This window comes from Hymenobacter radiodurans, from assembly GCF_004355185.1.
Taxonomy (GTDB): domain Bacteria; phylum Bacteroidota; class Bacteroidia; order Cytophagales; family Hymenobacteraceae; genus Hymenobacter; species Hymenobacter radiodurans.
Genome location: NZ_CP037922.1, coordinates 596,002 through 611,624, shown reverse-complemented (window position 1 = coordinate 611,624; position 15,623 = coordinate 596,002). Strand labels below are relative to the sequence as shown.

The window sequence follows — 15,623 nt, the reverse complement described above, 5'->3', positions numbered from 1 at the left end:
AAAGCTGCCTAATGGCTCTTGGGGGGCTTTTTTGATAGTAAAAAATAATATCCTGAAACAATGTCAATACATTTAATGTACATACATATATTTGCAGATCACCTCATTTAGCTGCCTTCCGTAAATCAATAACTTGCAACTAAGAGGTTGCCCGTTCATACTTATCCATTTTCACTTTTCACCCGTTCCAAATGAAAACTATCGTTCTGTTTTACTCCACCTATGGCCACGTGTGGAAATTGGCCGAGGCTGTGGCCGAAGGTGCCCGCCAAGTAGAAGGCAATGATGTAGTCGTAAAGCGCGTACCCGAAACGCTGTCGAAAGATATTCTCGACAAAACTGGCGCCTCGCAGGCACAGCAAGCTTTCAGCCACGTACCCGTAGCTACCCCCGAGGAACTGGAACAGTACGATGCTATCATTATTGGTACGCCCACCCGCTACGGCAACGCTTGCGGCCAAATTCAGGCATACCTCGACTCAACCGGTGGCTTGTGGGCCCGTGGTGCCCTCGTGGGCAAAGCAGGTGGCGCATTCGTGAGCACCGCTACCCAACACGGCGGCCAAGAAACAACACTGCGCGCGCTGCACACGGCATTGCTGCACCATGGCATGGTCATCGTGGGCTTGCCCTATGCTTGGCAGGGCCAGATGGGCCATGATGTAGTGACTGGCGGCACTCCTTATGGCGCTAGCACCGTAGCCGGTGGCCAAGGCGAGCGTCAGCCCAGCGAGAACGAACTGGAAGGCGCCCGTTATCAAGGAAAGTATACCGCCGAAATTGCTAGCAAGCTTTCCAGAAAATAAACGTTACTTGCGACTTATATCCTGAACGCACATATTGCAACAACCAGCAAGCCACCCATTTGGGTGGCTTGTTGTGTTTTAAGCTATTTGGTCCAAATTTCCCAAGCAGCTTCCGCCTGCAGACAAAGCATCTCAAAGCCATTCTTGGTTTGAGCACCGGCTTCGCGACCTTTTTGCAGGAACAGTGTTTCGCTCGGGTTATAAATCAGATCGTAGAGATAGTGGGCAGGCGTGAGGGCCTCGTACGGGATGGGAGCACACGCATCTACCTGCGGAAAAGTGCCCAGCGGCGTTGCATTGATAATCAGCGAATGGCCCGCGAGTACATCGGGCGTGAGGTCATTGTAGGTAAGGCCAGTTCCGAGCGGGTTGCGCGACACCAGCCAATACGGAATCTCCAGCTCCCGCAAAGCTGCCTCTATTGCCTTGGATGAGCCACCTGTGCCAAGTACCAGCGCCCGTGCCTCGGGGCCGCGCAATGGATAGAACGTACGCAACGACTCCCGGAAGCCGATATAGTCTGTGTTATGCCCGATGTAGCGGCCATCGGGCGTGCAGTCGATAACGTTAATGGCGCCAATGCGAGCCGCCGCCGATGATATTTCAGTCAGATAGGGCCATATCTGCTCTTTGTACGGGATGGTTACATTGAGCCCCCGCAAGTTGGGGTGCTGGGCCAGCAGATCTGGCAAGGCCGAAATTGTGGGTAGCTCAAAGAGCTCGTAGCGGTGATCGTCGAGACCTAGATTCTCGAACTTCTGAGTGAAATAGGTTTGGGAGAACGAGTGGACAAGCGACTTGCCAATGAGGCCAAATTCCTTCATATTATAACTTCTCACTAGCTAAACTGACCACTACCGCTTACCGGATGCAATAATAGAAAACCGCCCCAACGGATTACCATTGGGGCGGTTTATTTGAAAAATAAATACCTGAAACTAAGCTACTGGCCGACGGCTGTTTTGGCGCGACTTTACAAACTCGAATATCACAGGCAGTATCGACAGGCCGATGATAGCTAATACCACTAGTGAAAAGTTTTTCTGCACAATTGGGATGGTGCCGAAGAAATAGCCAGCGCTGGTTAGCGAGGCCACCCACAAAACGCCCCCCACCACATTGTACGACAAGAACTTGGTGTAGCTCATCGTGCCCACGCCCGCCACGAAGGGCGCAAACGTGCGAATGATTGGAATGAAGCGCGCCAGAATAATAGTTTTGGCACCGTGCTTCTCATAGAATTCCTGGGTACGGATAAGATGCTCCCGCTTCAGAAAGCGAGAATTCTCGCGAAACACCCGCGGCCCCAGATAGTCGCCGATATGATAGTTGAGCGTATCGCCAAGCACCGCTGCCACGATCAGCAGGCCCATCATCAGCCACACATTCAGGGGCGAGCCGGGTAGAGCGGCCAGCGAGCCAGCCGCAAACAGCAGCGAGTCGCCGGGCAGAAAAGGCAGCACTACTACGCCCGTTTCCACGAAAATAATCAGGAAGAGAATGGCATAGGTCCACGTTCCGTAATCTTGGATAATAGCCCCGAGATGCTTATCGAGATGCAGAATGAAATCAATGATGTCCTTGAGGATTTCCATGAAACAGGAATAGAAGACGAAGGTATTTTACTGCAAAGAAAGCAGGCGGCCAGCAAAGTTTCTGACTGGGGGGCTTTTTCGGCCAGCTTTAGGGCATAGCTGTGGTTGCCGTGGCCTGCTTGTCGGCGCGCCGGCTTAGGGCTTGGGCCACAATACTGGCCACCAGAATTTGAAGGGCGTGATAAATCATCAGGGGTAACAGGATCAGGCCGGCTGTGCGCGCATCCGGAAACAGCACTTTCGACATTACGGTACCCTGCACCAAGGACTTCTTGGAACCGCAAAACAGTGCTGTGATAGTGTCTTCGCGGTTAAACTTTACCAGCCGGCCCAGCAGCAGTACACAGCCGTACACCAAAAAGAACAGTACCAGCATAGCCGCGCCCAGTCCAAACAAGTCGCCGGCCGAGTACCCCCGGAATATGCCCTGCGCAAACGACTCACAAAACGAGGTGTACACGATCAGCAGAATAATAGCCTGATCGAGCATGCGCAACGGCCCAGCGAAGCGCTGCGCAAACTCATGCAGGCGCGAATGCAGCAAAATGCCCACCGCCACGGGCAACAGCACCTGCAACGCCAGATCCAAGATAGTGGAGCCCAAGCCACCGGAAGTACCAGCCGTTAGAAAAAGAGCCATCCAAACGGGCGTAATAAACACGCCCAGCAAGCTGGAAATACTGGCATTGAAAATGGCCGCCGGCAAATTGCCTTTAGCAATCGAGACCATCACGACGGAGGAAGAAACCGTGGAAGGCAACGCGGCCAAATAAAAGCCCCCAACCACAGCAGCTGACTTTTCTCAGAATCAAAAAACGGCTTTATGGCTAATAAGAGCAGCGGAAAAAGCAGGAAAGTGGTGCCCTGCACAACTAAGTGTAAGCGCCAATTGCTCAGGCCAGCCTTCAGCTTCTCACGACTCAGGCGTAAGCCGTAGAAAAAGAAAATGACAGATACGCCATAATGTGCAATGCGCCCAAGCGGGAGCGGCCCATCTTCTGCCCCAAACGCTGGCCACAGATACGCCAATCCAATGACTCCCAGCAGACCAAGCAGAAACCCATCGAGCCCCGCCCGCTGTGCTAGCTCCCGCAGGCGTTGCACTGGACTGCTGGGGGGCATTTTAGCGGTCGGAGCGGATGGCGACATGAGATTTTGTTGCGTAAATACTTTTGAGCAGCCTTAGTGAGTGACCCTCTTGCTAGAAAAGCACCGGTAACTAAGACTTTGTGCCTTGAATGGCAGTTACGCGCCATATTTTGCCCCCCGCGTCATCCGCAACCAGCATAGAGCCATCGGGCAGCACTGTTACGCCGACCGGACGGCCGTACACTTCCTTGGTGCTTTCGTTGGCCACGAAACCCGTCATAAAATCTTCGGGCTGACCGGCAGGTTTGCCATTCTGAAACGGCACAAACACTACTTTATATCCCGTAAACTTCGAGCTATTCCAAGAGCCGTGCTGCCCCACGAAAGCGCCATTCTGGTACTTGGCTGGGAATCCGTTAGCGTCGTAAAAGGCCAAGCCTAATGAGGCCGTGTGCGGGCCCAAAGCCACATCGGGCACAATTGATTTAGCTACCAAATCGGGCCGCTCACCTTTGCGGCGGGGGTCCTCGTTTTGGCCGTAATATGAGTAGGGCCAGCCATAAAAGCCCCCCTCCTTCACGCTGGTCATATAATCGGGCACGAGCTCGTCGCCCAGCTCGTCGCGCTCATTCACGGCCGTCCAGAGGACTTGGGTGCCGGGCTGCCAATCCATACCAACCGGGTTGCGCAGACCACTGGCATACACGCGCTTGCCGGAACCATCGGGATTAATCTCCAAAATCAGCGCCCGGCCCTCATCGTTTTTCTCACCCTTCTCCATCACGTTACTGCCCGACCCTACCGACACGTAAATCTTAGAGCCGTCGGCGTTGGCCAACAGGTTGCGGGTCCAGTGGTTGTTGTAGCCGCCAACGGGCAAATCCAGGATTTTTTGCCCCCCAGCGGTGATTTTAGTTTGATCGGCTTTGTAAGGAAAGCGCAATACGGCGTCGGTGTTGCCCACATAGAAGTTGTCGCCGACAACCAGCATTCCGAAAGGCTGATTCAGGCCCGTCAGGAAGGTTTCACGAAGTTCGGGCTTGCCGTCTTTGTTGGCGTCACGCAAGAGCGTAATGCGGTTGGCGCTGGTTTCCTTCATCGACCCCGACTGCTTCAGGCCTTTCGCCTTTTCGCCCTTCGCCGTGGAGGTTTTTTCAATGGAATTAGATTCGGCAATAAAAATATCGCCGTTTGGGGCCACATAAATCCAGCGCGGATTCTGCAAGTCGGCCGCGAATTCCGTCACCGTAAATCCGGCTGGTACCGTTGGCATTTTGCCTTCAGGCCAGCCAATTACCTTACTGAAGTTCTTTGCTGACGGCGTAGCATATGGTTCGGGCAGCGCAGGCGCGGCCACCGAATCAGTAGATGCAGAGGCGGTAGCGGCAGTCGTTTCTTCCGTTTTGGGCGACGATTGATTGCAGGCGAATAAGGCCGCCAACGGTAAATAAAGCAGGTAATTTTTCATGATAACCAAGTGAGCAGTGGTTGCTTATGTGCAACAACAGCTTACGCACGTGTGCCTGCTGAGTTAACACCTCCTCCACTAACTTTCAGGCTTTGCCTGAGAAACTGTAGCTAAAAAGCCCCCAGTCGCTGCACACGGCAGTCTGGGGGCTTTTTTGAACTCCAATGAAGCTAAGTAGTCTATCCGCGCGGCATGGAGGTTCCGGGGCGGCCGGTCTTTACTTCCGGCTTGAACATGGGGTCTACGCCGTCCATATCAAGGAAGTGGGTAAACGTATCACCGCGCAAGCCCAACCGAATGGTTTCCAGGCTCACTACTTCATTAGGCGCGATATTTCCCAGGTTCACGTTGCTACCGAGTAGCTTAATAAACCACACTTGCTGAGCCTTCTGAGGAGCTTCCCACAAGATTTTCTCAAAAGGAATTTTGGTCAGAATTTCCTCTACCAGACCCGACCGCACTTCGCCGGTGCTCCGAAACAGGCCCACATTGCCCGCCTCACGCGCTTCCCCAATTACCTTGATGGAGCCAGCGTCCAGCTCCGTCTGCATCTGAGCAATCCACTTGTAAGGAGGAATGATTTTCTCCGCATCCTTCGAACCCACCTCCGACAACACGTTCAGATCTTTGGCCAGCGTGCGGATATACTCGCATTTTTTGTCGTGGGGCAATTCTAAGGAGCCGTCCGAAACCTCAGCGTACTCCATTCCAAACTCCGACAGCAACCGACGGTAATCATCGAACTGATTACGAATGATAAAGGCCTCGAACAGGGTTCCGCCGAAGTAAACTGGTACGCCGGCCTCTTTATACACTTCCAACTTACGCTTCAGGTTAGGCACTACGTACGAGGTAGCCCAGCCCAACTTTACGATGTCGGTATACTCGCCGCCTACTTCCAGGAAGTCTTCTACTTCGCGGATACTCAGACCTTTATCCATGACCATGGTGTAGCCTTGTTCGCGGGGTTTGGCGGTACGCTCGGGGAGTTGATCGAGGTGATAATTCATGCGCTTTGGTTCAGATGGAGGTAAGCCATAAAACCAACTATCATCCTGAACGAGGTAGAGTTCAGGATGACAGTTGGTTTCAAAGGTCAAAATTTGAGTTATCTACTTCCGGTACTGATCAATCAGTCGAGCCAAAGCTCGTTGCGATTCCAGCTCCGGGAAGTATTCGAAAAGCAAACGGTGCTTGTCGAAGTCCAAAACTAGCGCATTTTCCAGATTCTCGTAAGCTTCCCGGTAGCGGCCAGCCGCTAGCAGGTAGGCGCACAGGCGGTATTGCAGCTCAGCCTCAGCAGGTTGTATCTCCACAGCATTCCGCATAAGATCAATGGCGCCGTCGTAGTTGCCCTGCTCGTAGAGGATAATGCTCCAGTTCAGCCACGCATCTTTGTTGTCGGGGCCTACCTGCGTAGCGCGGTCGTAGCACTCCACGGCACTCACAACGTTGCCAACCTGATATTCAGCGGCGGCTAGAGCCAGCCAATATTCCACGCTTTCATCGTAGAGGGTGGTGGCCTTGCGGAAGAAGTGAGCGGCCTCAAACCAGCGTTCCTGGGCATTCAGCACTACGCCCATTCCAAACCATGCCTCGTCCATTTCCGGATCGAGGTCGATGGCCCGCTGGTAATTGCGCCGCGCTTGGTCCCATTCAGCCATTTTCTCATAGCACTCACCAATATTGCACAGGGCTTCGGCCGTAGGCTCACCAGCAGAGTAGCTCAGGTTGAACTCATCTATAGCTTCCCGATACTTTTCCTGGCTTACATAGGTGCTGGCCAGAAAAGCGTGCGCCTCATAATAGGTAGCATCAATTAGAATGGCGTACTCAAAAGCCGCAACTGCCTGATCGTACTGCCCTAGTCGATAGTAAGCCTGACCCAGATTATACCACGCCGGAGCCGAATAAGGATCTTCATCGGTAAAGCGACGGAAAAACTCCAGATTCTTCTCCAGCCGCTCGCTCACCTCCAAACAATAGAGCAGTTCCTGCACTGCTATGTCATTGTCGGAGTTCAGGCGCAGGCTCATCTTGTAGTACTTGGCCGCACTTTTAAATTTCTGCCAGCTCTGGTAAGCCAAACCGAGGTTAAAGTATATATCCTCACGCTCCGGTGAGTGCTCAGCGGCATCATGAAAAAAAGCTACCGCCTCAGCAAACTCGCCTTTCTGCGTGGCGATAATGCCCCGGGTAACGGCCACGTCGGGGTTGGTAGGATCGAGTTGGGCGACGTCTTCAATCTGCTGGGCCGCAGCGGAGTATTCGCCCTTCATGGCTAGTACCTGCGAGCGGTCGATGAGCAGTTCGGTGGAAAAGGGATATTGGGCTATAGCAGTCTCACAGGCATGTAACGCCTTATCGTATTGCGTGTTGGTCGTATAATGGTCGATGATATTCTCAAAATCGGCCAGATCAAAAAAGACAGACTCGTTCTGGGCTACCATGCGTTCAAACCGACGCACTGTATCCAGCACTTGCTGCCTTTCCTCAAAGTTTTCGTTCATTCTCATTCGTATGCAAGACTCAAAGGTCGCCAAAACGGCAGACTTTGCCGGCGTCGGGCGGCGGAATCACTGAAGATAACGCTGCTGGCTTATGATGCAATAACCACACCGGGCGAAGGCTGGTTCGCTGATGTCAGGCCCGCGCAACACCACTGCACTGTTTCAGCCAACGGACGGAATTGTAAGCCCGTGGCCGCCTCTACTTTGGCTGCGCTGTAAATCACTGAGCGCCTGCCCGCACGGGCAGTATCTTTGGTGATGAGCGGCCGTGCACCCGTCAGCACGGAGCGCAAATGCTCTAGACGCCAGATCGTTTCGGCCGCCCAGGTAGGTACGGCCACTGTGGGGGGCTTTTTGCCGAAGCACTCTGCCGCTTGAATCAGGAAATCGCGCAATGGCACTGTACCACCACTCAGAATAAAACGCTCCCCGGCTACTTCACTTTGAAAGGTCAGGCGAAGCATCGCCTCCACGACATTACGCACATCTACATAATTCAGGCTACTTGGGGTGTAAAAGGAGTGCTCTCGGTGCGCGTACCGGAAAAGACGGGTACTACTGCGTTGCCAATTGGCGGGACCGAGTATTACCGAGGGATTTACAATAACGGCCGACAGCCCTTCTGAAATCCCACGCCATACTTCCAGTTCACCTAAATACTTGGAGGTAGCGTACGCATTATGCTCCGCCCCTAAATCCCATTTAGCCGTCTCATCCACTACATTATTTGCCCCCCAGATATCCTGTTTGGCGGCGGAGGGACCACCCAATGCTGCTACTGATGATACATGGCATAAGCGAAGATGCAGTCCTTGTTCTAAGCAGGCATCGACTACGGCCGCTGTGCCTTCGACATTAATCTGCTGTAGCTTCGCCGCATCCTGCGGAGCATACGAAACCAAGCCGGCGCAGTGAAGTACATGGGTAACTCCTGTCAAGGCAGTGCTTAGTAGTGTAGTATCACGCAAATCACCTTCTATCCACTCCACCTTATCGGCATTCGAAACGGGTGGTACTTGCTGCCGATAAAGAGCCCGCACTGCATAGCCGCGTGCCACCAAGGCTGGAATCAGAAAACTACCTAACAATCCGCTACCACCGGTGACAAAAACCATATATATCAGGGGTTAGAAAGTCGAGTGGCAGTAAGCTAATTAGTTAGTAGCGTATTATTTAAGAGAGGCAAAGCCAGTACTTTTTTTAAGTAGGCAGAAGGCAACACTTTACTACGCAGGGTTTCGGTATGCTTGAGATTGTGGGCATCAGTACCGACAAAATCCACCAAGCCTGCATCAATCAGCTTTTCGGCTACACGCTGGGCGCCGGAGGAATAATAGCCAGCCAACGAATTAAGGTTAACCTGAAACAATACGCCGTTGTCGTGAATCTTTTCCAAATCCGAAAAGCGACCATAGAAATAAGTATAGCGCTCAGGGTGCGCTAATACCGGCTGATATCCCAGCGCTTTGAGCCGGAAGATGATATCCTGCATGTTGAAGGGCTCATTCATGTAAGACGTTTCCAGCAGCAGGTATTTTTTGGCACCGCCAAAGCTCAGGAGGTCTTCTCCACTATCCAATTTGCCCCCCAGCCATTCATCTAGGTAGTACTCAGCGGCACATTCCAACTGTATATCAGTAAAGCCGGCAGCCGTGGCAGCATCCCGCATTCGAGCTAATGCCGCATGAACAGTGGCAGGGGTATTCTTGTAGAAATCGCCCATAATGTGGGGCGTCATGATCAGCTTACGGTATCCTAATGCCTGCATCGCTTCCAGCAAGCTCAATGATTGCTCGATGGTTTCGGCTCCATCATCTAGGCCGGGCAGCAAGTGCGAATGCATATCAACTCCAAGCTCGGCCAGCAAGTTTTCGTTAACCAGCGGCGCAGAAGCCGCTTGGCCGAAAAGCTTGCGCAGGAATGAAGCCATATTTTAAGTGAAGAGAAAGCAGATTTCTAGGAAATACGTTGCTTGAGGCGGCTAATTATTCCTTTGGGTGGCGTCGGCTCGTCGTAATAGCCATGGCCATACCCATAGCCATACCCGTAGCCATAACCAGCAAGACCAGTAGTGCTGGCGTCGTTTAGAATAGTGCTGAGGCGAGTGAAGTTATTCGTCCGCATTAGCTTATTGATATTCTTCAGGAAGGCTTTCTTGGAATAGCCTGCTCGCACGATATAAAGCGGAATATCAGCCTTTCGCATAATGAGGATACCATCAGTTACCAGGCCAACGGGCGGCGTATCAATCAGAATTACGTCGTAGTGCTGATGTAATTCGGCTAATAGCTCATCAAACTTGGGGTTTAGAATGAGCTCAGATGGGTTTGGTGGTGTAGGGCCAGCTGAGATGAAGTCCAGTGTAGGAATATCAGTATGCTGGATACACTCTTCTACAGTATGCTTCTCAATCAGAATAGTACTGATGCCCCGTACATTCTCGGTACCAAAAGCTAGGTTAACTTTTGGCTTTCGCATATCGAGGTCAAGAATTACAACCCGCTGTTCCGACAAAGCAATAATCCCGGCCAGATTCACTGTAACAAAGGTTTTACCCTCACCAGATACGGTTGATGTAACCGATATAATGCGCTTCTTTCGCGATGATCCTATAAAATCCAGATTAGTACGAATAGAGCGAATAGACTCCGAAATGGCGGATTTAGGGTTTTTGTCCACCACCAGCTTTGACACTGTCATCTTTTCCTTATCGTATGTTGGAATTACGCCGAGCACTGCTGCTGAGGTCATACGCTCCAACTCACGCGTATTTGTTACAGTATCGTGCAGAAAGTATCGTACTGCAATTAATCCAAGCCCTAGCACAATGCCCCCCGCCAGACCAATAGCATACACCATGGCTCGCACGGGCGAAATAGGTTGACTTGGTAAGCTAGCAGGTGATAGAATCTGAAAATCAGCCGTCGTACCAGCCTGACCAATCCGGAATTCTAGCTCCCGGTTTATCAAACTCACATATGTCTTTTCGTAGAGTTCGAACGGACGTTGCAGGCGTGCTTGTTGTGTTGCCTTCTCCGGCAGTCTTTCAAGCTTATCACTAAGCTCATCACGCTGACGGTTCATTTTATTTATCTGCTCCTGCAGGAGTTGTTTATTTTGCTCTAATAGGCGACGAATAGTGTTCTTCGTAAAATCTAACTGAACACGCCTTTGCTTTACAGCTTCTGTCGTTTCTTTATAGGAGCGCAATACTCGACGAAGGTCCCATTGCTGATCGTTTAGGGCTTCAATTTCCTGCATCAAGCGATTATCTTCTAATTCAGCCAGCCCTGGTATACTTTGAGCAACTGTGGAATCCTCATTACTAGTTATCTGATCCTGCTCTACTAGGCGCGCCAGATCTTCTAACAACCCTTGCCTTTGTAGTAGTTCTTGCCTTTTCTCTTCTTGGTCTGCTATCTTAGCAATTACCGTAGTAGCATCGCCCCGTACATCGTACGTTTTGTTTTCGCGCGCGAAAGACTGCAAATTATCTTCTGCCTGCTGCAATTTGTTGTTCGTCACATCCGTCTGCTCGCCCAAAAAGCGCAAGCTTTTCTCGGATGCTTCCTTCTTCTGCGCTAGCTTTTCCTGTAAGTAAACTGTGTCAATTTTATTGACAATATCCTGCGCTTTTAAAGGATTGAAATCAGCAAACGATATCTCAACAGTATGAGCTTCAGGATTAACAATCTCAACTGAGATATTCTTATTCAAGTAGCCATTCACCGATCCATCATCGAGAATGATAAAGTAAAACTGTGCTTCTAATGCACTCGCGTCGAAGAAGGCGGAATCAGTAGTCAGCTTTAAGCTGATACCAGGAAGGTTAATAGGTTGACCTACAGCATAGTCACCACTTACTTCTTCTTTATCCTCCAAGTAACTCAATCGAAATTGAGTAGGACTAATGAAACTAACATTCAGCTTCCGGTTATAAAACGCGGGGTCTTTAATAGCATACGCAACTTTGAAGGGAGACCTTTTATACAGTTCTGACTCCAGCACAGTGCCTTCCACATAGTAATTGACGTCGAGGGCTAAGGAGTCTTTTAAGCGGCGATAGATCAAATTGGATTTGATTAATTCTACCTCACCTGAAAGATTAGCCAGCTCCTGACGCTTCTCCACCGCGCCACCAACAGGACCCATACCCAATAATCCGGCCTCTGTTCTTTCATCGATCTTTATTACAGATGAAGACTGATACACAGGCTTTGTATAACGCAAAAACAGCCATGCGCCCGTCAGGCCTAAAGCAATTAGTAAGGCAATCCAGGGCAAGCTTTTGCGGGCTACCTGAAGAAGGGTGGTGAAGTCTAACCCATCACCAGCATCCTCTTTTTCTTCCGCTTCCATACCACCCGCATTGCGGATCATTTCTTCCAGCTCAGTTTCTTCTTTCGCTGCCATCAGGGCATTCTATTGGTTGAAGGGAACAAGCTTATTGTCAGCAAAAAAACAAGCTTAATTGTTATAGACTCTTGTTATGATATACAGTGTGCTTAAAACACTTATGAGACTGGTTACAAGCCCAAATACTGGACCAGCATCTGTTAAGGCCTCATAGAATGGTCGTCGTACAGGCTCAACATAAACTATATCATTGGGTTCCACCTGCAGATTTGCACGGCGCATTCCCTCAAACGTAGACAAGTCAATGACTTGTATCTGCGGGTTCTTCAAATCTCCTCGAATGAGACGGATGTTAGTTGTACGTCCTACCCGATTTCCACCCGTTCCTATTGCCCCCCATCAATGCCCCCGGCTATAGCCAACACCTCAATCAAGTTCATATTGTCATTGGTCATCGGAATGACCTGACCACCTGTACCGCCAACAGCACCAAGTACAATGATACGGTTATTAGTAACCCGTGTCACGACGAAAGGCTGCTCATAGTATTGACTATAAGCTACCTGCAATACACTATCAGCCTCTAAGAGCGTGTAGCCACTTAGCTTCACATTCTCTACCATCGGCAGCTTCACGATGCCATCGTCTTGCACAAGGAACTCAGAACCGCCACTTGTGGTACCGCCAGAACCTTGTTGGGCTGTCGTGGTGCGTGTACCGGCTCCCGGCCGGGTTGTAGCACCTCTTAGTCCGCCAGGATTGCCGAATGGTAATTCCCCGTTGGGATCGAGTATTCGCTCACCTTTGTTGGTATATACTCGCACATCCAGATAATCATTGGACTGAATGATGTAGTTACGTTCGGTCCTATTTATGGTCGTGCGTAATCTGGCAGTATCGATTGTTGTACCTTCTAAACGAAATAGTACATTTTGGCGGTATATCTTAGAAGTCGTGCAGGAAAACGACAACAGAACCGATAAGCCTAGCAACCCAATAGATAGCAGGCGGCGAAAGATGGGATGTAGCATGCGGGCCAAAAAAGCCAGAGACAGATGAAATAGTGCCGGGAAAACAGCCGAATACAAGCTTAATTTTTCCCGATAAACCTTCAAAGTAACCGAATAAGCACACCCTTTCAAAATCGGGGCTGTATACGATACTTTATAAAGCACCTTCTCTTAAAGCAAAGCACTACTTTTGCGAACCCAAAACCGGCTCTTGCTGGTTATGCCATTACCACCCACCCAAATCCCATCCCCACCCATGGAATTAGTAGCTACCGAGAACCAGACAATGATTGCCCAGATGGTGCGCGACTTTGGCGCGACCCACATCAAGCCTCACATGATGAAATGGGACGAAAGCCAAGAATTTCCCATCGACGTATTTAAGCAACTAGGTGATTTAGGCCTGATGGGCGTACTAGTACCGCAGGAGTATGGTGGTTCTGGCTTTGGCTACGTTGAGTATGTGACTGCGATAGCCGAACTGGCCAAGATTGATGGTAGCATTGGCCTATCGATGGCAGCTCATAACTCTCTTTGCACCGGTCATATTCTTCAATTCGGATCAGAAGAGCAAAAGCGCAAGTGGCTTCCTAGGTTAGCTTCGGCTGAATGGATTGGCGCTTGGGGCTTAACGGAGCCTAATACGGGCTCTGACGCTGGCAATATGCGCACAGTAGCCGTTGAGGATGGTGATTACTACGTCCTAAATGGAGCAAAAAACTTCATTACCCATGGTAAGAGTAGCAATATCGCCGTTGTTATTGCCCGCACCGGCGAGGTGGGTGATTCGCATGGTATGACAGCATTTGTAATTGAGAAGCCTACCGAGGGCTTCACGCACGGGCGTAAGGAGGATAAGCTAGGTATGCGCGCTTCCGAGACTACTGAGCTAATCTTTACCGACTGTCGCGTACCGAAAGAGAATATCTTGGGCGAAGTAGGTGAAGGCTTTATTCAGTCGATGAAAGTGCTTGATGGGGGGCGAATTTCTATTGCAGCACTAAGCTTAGGTATTGCGCAGGGGGCTTTTGAGGCAGCTACTCAGTATTCTAAGGAACGCCACCAATTCAACCAGCCTATTTCCAACTTTCAGGGCATTGCGTTCAAGTTAGCTGATATGGCTACTGAAATTGAGGCTGCTGCCTTGCTTACCTACCGCGCTGCTGATATGAAGGACCGTGGTTTGAATGTAACGCAGGAATCGGCTATGGCTAAGCTTTATGCCTCAGAGGTATGCGTACGGGCTGCTAATGAAGGCGTGCAGATTTTTGGCGGCTATGGCTACACCAAGGATTACCCAGCAGAGAAGTATTATCGCGATTCCAAGCTATGCACTATAGGTGAAGGCACTTCCGAAATTCAAAAACTGGTTATTGCTCGCACACTTCTGAAATAGACTTTATTGGTTCTATTCTTTCAGGGCTCTCATAGCTGTTGATTAGGAATCTGCGTAAGCATTTTTAAATCTTCAAAATCTGTGGTTATCTTTGCCCCCCTTAATAGAAAGTTTTCAACTCCACTGCATATATGATCATCGTTCAAATCAAAGACAACGAGTCGGTTGACCGGGCTCTGAAGCGTTTCAAGAAAAAATTCGAGCGCACGGGTGTGCTAAAGGAATTGCGTCGTCGTACGTTCTTCCAAAAGCCTTCCATCACGAAGCGTAAGCAGAGAGAGAAAGCTGTGTACAAGCAGACCATGTACGCTACTGAGAATTACTAACGTTTAGCTTATTAAGCTTTTCGTGATAACCGGCTGATTTGCTTACACAAGCGAATCAGCCGGTTTTTTCGCGTCCAAAAGTTCCGATTTAAATTCTTACATTGGATAATTGCCCCCAGCGGCTAAACCTCTGTATATGAATTTATTTTTTGACTATCTGCGGTTTGAGCGGCGCTTCAGTCCACACACGGTTCTTTCTTACCAAACCGATCTTCGACAGTTCGCTGAGTATTTACTGGCTACCTATGAAATGTCGGAACCGGCGCAGGCTGATCATACCCTCATCCGCTCCTGGATAGTGGAGTTGATGCAGCAGCAGCGTGATCCACGTACGGTAAACCGTAAAATCGCCTGCCTTCGCTCCTATTACAAGTACTTGTTGCGTACGGGCGCTATTCAGCGTAATCCGATGCTACGCATTACTTCGCCCAAAACGGCTAAGAAGCTTCCTGACTTTGTACCAGAAGACGCCCTAAACGGCCTACTAAACAGCTTTAAGTTTGCTGATTCATTTGTTGGCTCTCGTGATCAACTTATTCTGGAGTTGCTCTACGGCACCGGCATTCGCCTTTCGGAACTCATTGGGATTCGTCATGACGACCTTAGCTTAGCAAGCCGTACAGTGCGGGTAACGGGCAAAGGCAACAAACAGCGGGTAGTGCCTCTAAACCCGACGCTTCATATAGCGCTGGAAAGCTATATAGCGCGCAAGCAAGCTGAATTTGCTTCTCCCGACAACGCCCGCGGTTTTCTCCTCGTTACAGATAAGCTAGAGCCTCTGTACGAAAAACTCGTGTATCGCACCGTGAAGCAGTATTTAAGTCAGATTACCACCGCCTCATCACAACAGCACCCACACGTGCTGCGGCACTCATTTGCTACGCATCTACTCAGTAAAGGCGCTGACCTGAACGCTATTAAAGAGTTATTAGGTCATGCAAATCTGGCAGCTACGCAGGTGTATACCCACTTGTCTATCGACAAGCTCAAATCCGTCTTTGACAAAGCCCATCCGAAGGCTTAAGTAACTAGTTGAGTGTTTTCCTTTCTATTTACCAAACCCCTAT

Annotated in this window: 13 protein-coding genes and 1 pseudogene; 4 read left to right on the top strand and 10 right to left on the bottom strand. The window is 50.2% G+C overall.

Annotated features, from left to right (window positions below):
* Positions 1-191 precede the first annotated feature (191 nt).
* Entirely contained in the window at positions 192-806 is a 615-nt protein-coding gene (gene wrbA / locus EPD59_RS03685; protein ID WP_133271608.1) for an NAD(P)H:quinone oxidoreductase, read from the top strand.
* 83 nt (positions 807-889) lie between these two features.
* Here wrbA and EPD59_RS03680 read toward each other — a convergent pair whose 3' ends face one another.
* The 10 genes and pseudogenes from EPD59_RS03680 to EPD59_RS03635 all read right to left on the bottom strand — a co-directional run bounded on the left by EPD59_RS03680 (position 890) and on the right by EPD59_RS03635 (position 12,855).
* The gene (locus EPD59_RS03680) at positions 890-1,630 is read right to left on the bottom strand and encodes a shikimate dehydrogenase family protein (protein ID WP_133271607.1); all 741 of its coding nucleotides are present in this window, start codon (positions 1,628-1,630) and stop codon (positions 890-892) included.
* A 114-nt stretch (positions 1,631-1,744) separates the two neighbouring features.
* Positions 1,745-2,401, bottom strand: a complete 657-nt coding sequence (locus EPD59_RS03675; RefSeq protein WP_133271606.1) for a DedA family protein — start codon at positions 2,399-2,401, stop codon at positions 1,745-1,747.
* Between the two features lie 88 nt (positions 2,402-2,489).
* Positions 2,490-3,523 (bottom strand): annotated as a pseudogene (locus EPD59_RS03670) (bile acid:sodium symporter family protein).
* 97 nt (positions 3,524-3,620) lie between these two features.
* Positions 3,621-4,958, bottom strand: a complete 1,338-nt coding sequence (locus EPD59_RS03665; RefSeq protein ID WP_133271605.1) for a PQQ-dependent sugar dehydrogenase — start codon at positions 4,956-4,958, stop codon at positions 3,621-3,623.
* A gap of 179 nt (positions 4,959-5,137) precedes the next feature.
* Positions 5,138-5,968, bottom strand: coding sequence for a phosphosulfolactate synthase (locus EPD59_RS03660; protein ID WP_133274587.1), 831 nt, complete (start codon positions 5,966-5,968; stop codon positions 5,138-5,140).
* Positions 5,969-6,070: 102 nt separating this feature from the next.
* On the bottom strand, positions 6,071-7,468 hold the full coding sequence (locus tag EPD59_RS03655) for a tetratricopeptide repeat protein (protein ID WP_133271604.1): 1,398 nt from the start codon (positions 7,466-7,468) through the stop codon (positions 6,071-6,073).
* 89 nt (positions 7,469-7,557) lie between these two features.
* Positions 7,558-8,583: an NAD-dependent epimerase/dehydratase family protein gene (locus tag EPD59_RS03650; RefSeq protein WP_133271603.1), complete on the bottom strand. Its 1,026-nt coding sequence runs from the start codon at positions 8,581-8,583 to the stop codon at positions 7,558-7,560.
* Between the two features lie 35 nt (positions 8,584-8,618).
* Positions 8,619-9,398, bottom strand: a complete 780-nt coding sequence (locus tag EPD59_RS03645; protein WP_133271602.1) for a tyrosine-protein phosphatase — start codon at positions 9,396-9,398, stop codon at positions 8,619-8,621.
* 26 nt (positions 9,399-9,424) lie between these two features.
* Positions 9,425-11,881 carry a GumC family protein gene (locus tag EPD59_RS03640; RefSeq protein WP_133271601.1) on the bottom strand — a complete coding sequence of 819 codons (2,457 nt, stop codon included), beginning with the start codon at positions 11,879-11,881 and terminating at the stop codon, positions 9,425-9,427.
* Between the two features lie 329 nt (positions 11,882-12,210).
* On the bottom strand, positions 12,211-12,855 hold the full coding sequence (locus EPD59_RS03635; RefSeq protein WP_240731610.1) for a polysaccharide biosynthesis/export family protein: 645 nt from the start codon (positions 12,853-12,855) through the stop codon (positions 12,211-12,213).
* A gap of 235 nt (positions 12,856-13,090) precedes the next feature.
* Here EPD59_RS03635 and EPD59_RS03630 point away from each other — a divergent pair, with 235 nt between their 5' ends.
* The 3 genes from EPD59_RS03630 to EPD59_RS03620 all read left to right on the top strand — a co-directional run bounded on the left by EPD59_RS03630 (position 13,091) and on the right by EPD59_RS03620 (position 15,580).
* Positions 13,091-14,230, top strand: a complete 1,140-nt coding sequence (locus tag EPD59_RS03630; RefSeq protein WP_133271600.1) for an acyl-CoA dehydrogenase — start codon at positions 13,091-13,093, stop codon at positions 14,228-14,230.
* A 131-nt stretch (positions 14,231-14,361) separates the two neighbouring features.
* A complete protein-coding gene (gene rpsU / locus EPD59_RS03625) occupies positions 14,362-14,556 on the top strand; it encodes a 30S ribosomal protein S21 (RefSeq protein ID WP_084445790.1) in 195 nt (64 codons plus the stop codon).
* A gap of 136 nt (positions 14,557-14,692) precedes the next feature.
* Entirely contained in the window at positions 14,693-15,580 is an 888-nt protein-coding gene (locus EPD59_RS03620) for a tyrosine-type recombinase/integrase (protein ID WP_133271599.1), read from the top strand.
* Positions 15,581-15,623: the final 43 nt, after the last annotated feature.

Excerpts from the sequence above, each read along its gene's own strand:
- EPD59_RS03655 (WP_133271604.1), bottom strand. The coding sequence starts at position 7,468 with ATGAACGAAAACTTTGAGGAAAGGCAGCAAGTGCTGGATACAGTGCGT.
- EPD59_RS03640 (WP_133271601.1), bottom strand. The coding sequence starts at position 11,881 with ATGGCAGCGAAAGAAGAAACTGAGCTGGAAGAAATGATCCGCAATGCG.
- EPD59_RS03630 (WP_133271600.1), top strand. The coding sequence starts at position 13,091 with ATGGAATTAGTAGCTACCGAGAACCAGACAATGATTGCCCAGATGGTG.
- EPD59_RS03665 (WP_133271605.1), bottom strand. The coding sequence starts at position 4,958 with ATGAAAAATTACCTGCTTTATTTACCGTTGGCGGCCTTATTCGCCTGC.
- rpsU (WP_084445790.1), top strand. The coding sequence starts at position 14,362 with ATGATCATCGTTCAAATCAAAGACAACGAGTCGGTTGACCGGGCTCTG.
- EPD59_RS03680 (WP_133271607.1), bottom strand. The coding sequence starts at position 1,630 with ATGAAGGAATTTGGCCTCATTGGCAAGTCGCTTGTCCACTCGTTCTCC.
- EPD59_RS03635 (WP_240731610.1), bottom strand. The coding sequence starts at position 12,855 with ATGCTACATCCCATCTTTCGCCGCCTGCTATCTATTGGGTTGCTAGGC.
- wrbA (WP_133271608.1), top strand. The coding sequence starts at position 192 with ATGAAAACTATCGTTCTGTTTTACTCCACCTATGGCCACGTGTGGAAA.
- EPD59_RS03645 (WP_133271602.1), bottom strand. The coding sequence starts at position 9,398 with ATGGCTTCATTCCTGCGCAAGCTTTTCGGCCAAGCGGCTTCTGCGCCG.
- EPD59_RS03650 (WP_133271603.1), bottom strand. The coding sequence starts at position 8,583 with ATGGTTTTTGTCACCGGTGGTAGCGGATTGTTAGGTAGTTTTCTGATT.
- EPD59_RS03675 (WP_133271606.1), bottom strand. The coding sequence starts at position 2,401 with ATGGAAATCCTCAAGGACATCATTGATTTCATTCTGCATCTCGATAAG.
- EPD59_RS03660 (WP_133274587.1), bottom strand. The coding sequence starts at position 5,968 with ATGAATTATCACCTCGATCAACTCCCCGAGCGTACCGCCAAACCCCGC.
- EPD59_RS03620 (WP_133271599.1), top strand. The coding sequence starts at position 14,693 with ATGAATTTATTTTTTGACTATCTGCGGTTTGAGCGGCGCTTCAGTCCA.